5 protein-coding genes are annotated in these 4,170 nt (G+C 71.2%); 2 read left to right on the forward strand and 3 right to left on the reverse strand.

Going from position 1 to position 4,170, the window contains the following annotated elements:
* The 3 genes from QM572_RS05225 to QM572_RS05235 all read right to left on the reverse strand — a co-directional run.
* A partial coding sequence (locus tag QM572_RS05225) for an EamA family transporter (RefSeq protein WP_415090773.1) occupies positions 1–612 on the reverse strand: 612 nt, incomplete at its 3' end.
* Complete coding sequence (locus QM572_RS05230) at positions 609–1,082, reverse strand: DUF456 domain-containing protein (RefSeq protein WP_415090775.1); 474 nt, start codon at positions 1,080–1,082, stop codon at positions 609–611. The genes QM572_RS05225 and QM572_RS05230, both read right to left, overlap by 4 nt.
* 98 nt (positions 1,083–1,180) lie before the next feature.
* A complete protein-coding gene (locus QM572_RS05235; protein WP_415090777.1) occupies positions 1,181–1,405 on the reverse strand; it encodes a hypothetical protein in 225 nt (74 codons plus the stop codon).
* A gap of 158 nt (positions 1,406–1,563) precedes the next feature.
* Here QM572_RS05235 and QM572_RS05240 point away from each other — a divergent pair, with 158 nt between their 5' ends.
* Positions 1,564–3,651: a DNA gyrase/topoisomerase IV subunit B gene (locus QM572_RS05240; RefSeq protein WP_415090779.1), complete on the forward strand. Its 2,088-nt coding sequence runs from the start codon at positions 1,564–1,566 to the stop codon at positions 3,649–3,651.
* Between the two features lie 17 nt (positions 3,652–3,668).
* The gene (locus QM572_RS05245; protein WP_415090781.1) at positions 3,669–4,043 is read left to right on the forward strand and encodes a hypothetical protein; all 375 of its coding nucleotides are present in this window, start codon (positions 3,669–3,671) and stop codon (positions 4,041–4,043) included.
* Positions 4,044–4,170: the final 127 nt, after the last annotated feature.

Below are 4,170 nucleotides of genomic sequence, written 5' to 3' on the forward strand. Positions count from 1 at the left end.
CTCGCCCGGCCGGCGCGGGCGCCACTCCTCGCCGGCGAGCACGGCGGCGAGCGTGGTCAGCAGCGCGCCGACCACCATGGAGACCGCCACGGGGGAGTGGCCCGCCTCCGGCGGCACCTGCGCGATGGCGGCGAATCCGCCACCGAACCCCAGACCGGCGACGACGCCGAAGACGATGCCCGAGCCGTGCGTGGACTCCTCGTCGGTGGGCGGGGCGCTCGCCACGAGGAAGACGGCGGGAAGGGCGAGCAGGAGCCCGGCGCAGGCCAGCGCCGACGGCCGTTCGCCGGACAGGATGCCGATGAGAGCGGGCACGAGGGCGCCGACGATCCCGGACACCGGCGCGACGACGCCCATCCGGCCGACCGCGAGCCCGCGGTAGAGGGCGAGCAGCCCGACGCCGGTCGAGACGCCCGAGCCGGCACCCCAGGCCATCGCCGCGGCGTCCGGGTGACCGCCCGTGACGAGCGTGAGCACCGCCATCGCGACGGCGCCGCCGACCTGGGCGCAGAACGCCGACGTCCAGGCCGGGATCCGGGTGGCCATGAAGCCGCCGACGAAGTCGGACGTGCCGTAGCACAGCGCCGAGAGCAGCGCGAGGACGACGGTCACGCGATCACGCCGACGATCCACACGACGGAGGCGAGGAGGGCCGCGGCCAGCTCGATCGCGATCGACAGCAGTGCGGCCTTGATCGCCGCCCACGTGGAGCCTGCGGAGAGCCGGGGGCCGAGGCGCAGCGACTCCGCGGCGAAGATGCCGACCGCGAATCCGAGGAAGAGCCCGATCACCGGCACCACGAAGAAGCCGACCACGGCCGCCGCGGCTCCGGCGAGCTGCGTCCAGACCGGGATCCCGTACGCCGACAGCCGCCGTTGCGGGAAGACCCACTTGAGCACCACGCCGATCACGAGGATCGTCGCCAGCAGGGCGAACCACGCCCAGTGCCCGCCCTGCCAGGCCCAGACCAGGAAGCCGGCGCCGACCAGCAGCGATCCGCCGGGGATCACCGGCACGAGGATGCCGAACAGCCCGAGCGCCACCAGAGCCGCCGCGAGGATCAGGGCGGTGGTGTCGTCCATGGCGCAGGACCCTAGTGACACCCGGGCCTCCGGCGTAAAACAGCGAGGCCCCCGACCGGAGTCGGGGGCCTCGCGCGTCGGGGACGACGTCAGGTCACTCAGTCGGTGACCGGGCGCTTCTCCGTCAGCTTGTGGGTCTCGTCGGTCACGTTGGCCGCGAGCTCCTTGATCTTGTCACCGTGCTCCCGGGCGTGGTGGGCGCAGAACAGAAGCTCGCCGCCGGACTGGAGCTCGACACGGAGGTAGGCCTGGGCACCGCAACGGTCGCAACGGTCGGCAGCCGTCAGCGCCGAGGAGTGGGGAGCAGTGGTCACTGCGCTCATAAGGGGCCTCTTTTCTGTCTCGGTGACAGGTGCAACGTAGCGGGGCGGTCCAAGATTCCCACGCCTGTGTGGCAACTTCCATCCATCCAACCACGGAGTCGCGACTCTTATCGGCATTCCACGATCATGTCTGCGGTGTCCGATAGATTTTCCGGACCATGGCCACCACTGGGAGCGACACCTACAACGCAGCGCATCTCCTCGTCCTCGAGGGACTCGAGGCGGTGCGCAAGCGTCCCGGCATGTACATCGGCTCCACCGACACCCGGGGCCTGATGCACTGCGTCTGGGAGATCATCGACAACGGCGTCGACGAGGCTCTCGCGGGCTTCGCCACACGGGTCGAGGTGACGCTGCACGCCGACGGCTCGGTCGAGGTCTACGACGACGGCCGCGGCATCCCGACCGACAAGGAGCCCAAGACCGGGCTCACCGGCGTCGAGGTGGTGGCGACCAAGCTGCACGCCGGCGGCAAGTTCGGCGGGTCGTCGTACGCCGCCACGGGCGGCCTGCACGGCGTCGGCCTCTCGGTGGTCAACGCGCTGAGCTCCCGGATGGACATCGACGTGGACCGCAGCCCCGCACGCCAGGGACTGAGCTTCCAGCGCGGCGTCCCCGGCGTCTTCGCGGGCGACGGCCCGGCGGCGGCGTTCACCCCGGGCGGCGGGCTCACCCGGAAGGGCGCCCGCGTCGCCAAGGGCCGCAGCGGCACCCTGATCCGGTTCTGGCCCGACCGCCAGATCTTCACCAAGGACGCGGGCTTCGTGTGGGACGACCTCGTCGGGCGCGCTCGCCAGACGTCGTTCATCGTCCCGGGCCTCGAGATCGTGCTCCGCGACCTGCGCACCGATGCCCCGGACGCGGCCGGTCCGGTGGAGGAGAAGTTCCTCCACGCCGGCGGCATCGCCGAGTTCGTCGACTTCCTCTCCGCCGGCGAGCCGGTCACCGAGGTGCTCCGGCTGCAGGGATCCGACACCTTCACCGAGACCGTGCCCATGCTCGACGCCAAGGGACACATGACCCCGCAGGACGTCGAGCGCGAGCTGGGCGTCGACGTGGCGCTGCGCTGGGGCAGCGGCTACGAGACCGAGCTGCGCTCCTTCGTCAACGTCATCGCCACCCCCAAGGGCGGCACCCACGTGAGCGGGTTCGAGGCGGCGCTCACCAAGACCTTCAACGACGCGATGAAGGCCGCCCGCGTGCTCAAGGCCAACGACGCCGACGTGATCAAGGACGACGTGCTCGAGGGCCTCACCGCGGTCGTCACGGTCCGGCTGGCCGAGCCGCAGTTCGAGGGCCAGACCAAGGAGATCCTGGGTACGCCGGCGGCGCGGACCGTCGTTCGCAAGGTCGTCGCGGCCGAGCTCAAGGCCTTCCTCACCTCGACCAAGGCGCGCGACAAGGCGCAGGCCAAGCTGGTCATGGAGAAGGTCCTCGGCGCCGCCAAGACCCGGATCGCCGCGCGCCAGCACAAGGAGACCCAGCGCCGGAAGAACGCGCTGGAGTCCTCCGCGCTGCCGTCGAAGCTGGCCGACTGCCGGGCCGCCGACAACGACCGCACGGAGCTCTTCATCGTCGAGGGCGACTCGGCCCTCGGCACCGCCAAGCTGGCTCGCAACAGCGAGTTCCAGGCGCTGCTGCCGATCCGCGGCAAGATCCTCAACGTGCAGCGCGCGTCGGTGAGCGACATGCTCAAGAACGCCGAGTGCTCCTCGATCATCCAGGTCGTCGGAGCCGGGTCGGGGCGCACCTTCGACCTCGACGCGGCCCGCTACGGGAAGATCATCTTCATGGCCGACGCGGACGCCGACGGCGCCCACATCCGTACGCTCCTCGCGACCCTCTTCATGAAGTACATGCCTGAGCTGGTCACCGCGGGCCGGGTCTACTCCGCCGTGCCGCCCCTGCACCGGATCGAGCTCTCCAACCCCAAGAAGGGGATGGAGAGGTACATCTACACCTACTCCGACGACGAGCTGCAGCGGAAGCTCGCCGAGCTGAAGAAGAGGAACGTCGCCGTGAAGGGCTCCCCGCAGCGCTACAAGGGCCTCGGCGAGATGGACGCCGACCAGCTGGCCGAGACGACCATGGACCCGCGCCACCGCACGCTCCGACGGCTGACCGTCGACGACGCCGAGTCGGCCGCCGCGATCTTCGAGCTCCTCATGGGCACCGACGTCGCCCCCCGCAAGGAGTTCATCACCGCCGGCGCCCACCAGCTCTCCGACGCCGACCTCGACTTCTGAGTCGTAGGCTGATCCGCGTGGATCAGAAGGCCCGCCGGGCGGCGGTCGCCAAGGCGTTCCGCGCCCGGAAGGTCGGGTTGCGGCGCGGGCACTGGCGCGTCGCCGGCGAGGAGGTCGTCTGGTGGATCGACCTGCGCTCGGACTCGCCACGGCCGACCGCCGAGCTCGTCTTCGAGGTCGGCGCCTGGGTCGAGGGCGCCGGCCCTGAGCCCGAGGGCGGCGCGATCGACTGCCCACTGCTGCTCGACGTGCCGCTCGGCGAGGCGCCCGGGCAGGAGGCCGAGGCGCTCCTCGACCGGCTCGAGGGCCTGGGCACGCTCGCCGAGCTGAAGGGCGCCGATCTCACCGGTGCCTTTCTCGACGCCTCGATCCGCGCGCTCCTCGGGCGGTAGCCCGCCGCCACGGGCCGACGAGCGCGCCGACGAGCGCATGGGGAGCGCATGGGGAGTTCTCCCCATGGTGTGGATCGGGGTGGGGTGTCAGAGTCGGGTCAGGTCCAGATCTCGGGCCTGGACGTCA

Origin of the sequence: Nocardioides sp., assembly GCF_047607365.1 — a bacterium.
GTDB lineage: Bacteria > Actinomycetota > Actinomycetes > Propionibacteriales > Nocardioidaceae > Nocardioides.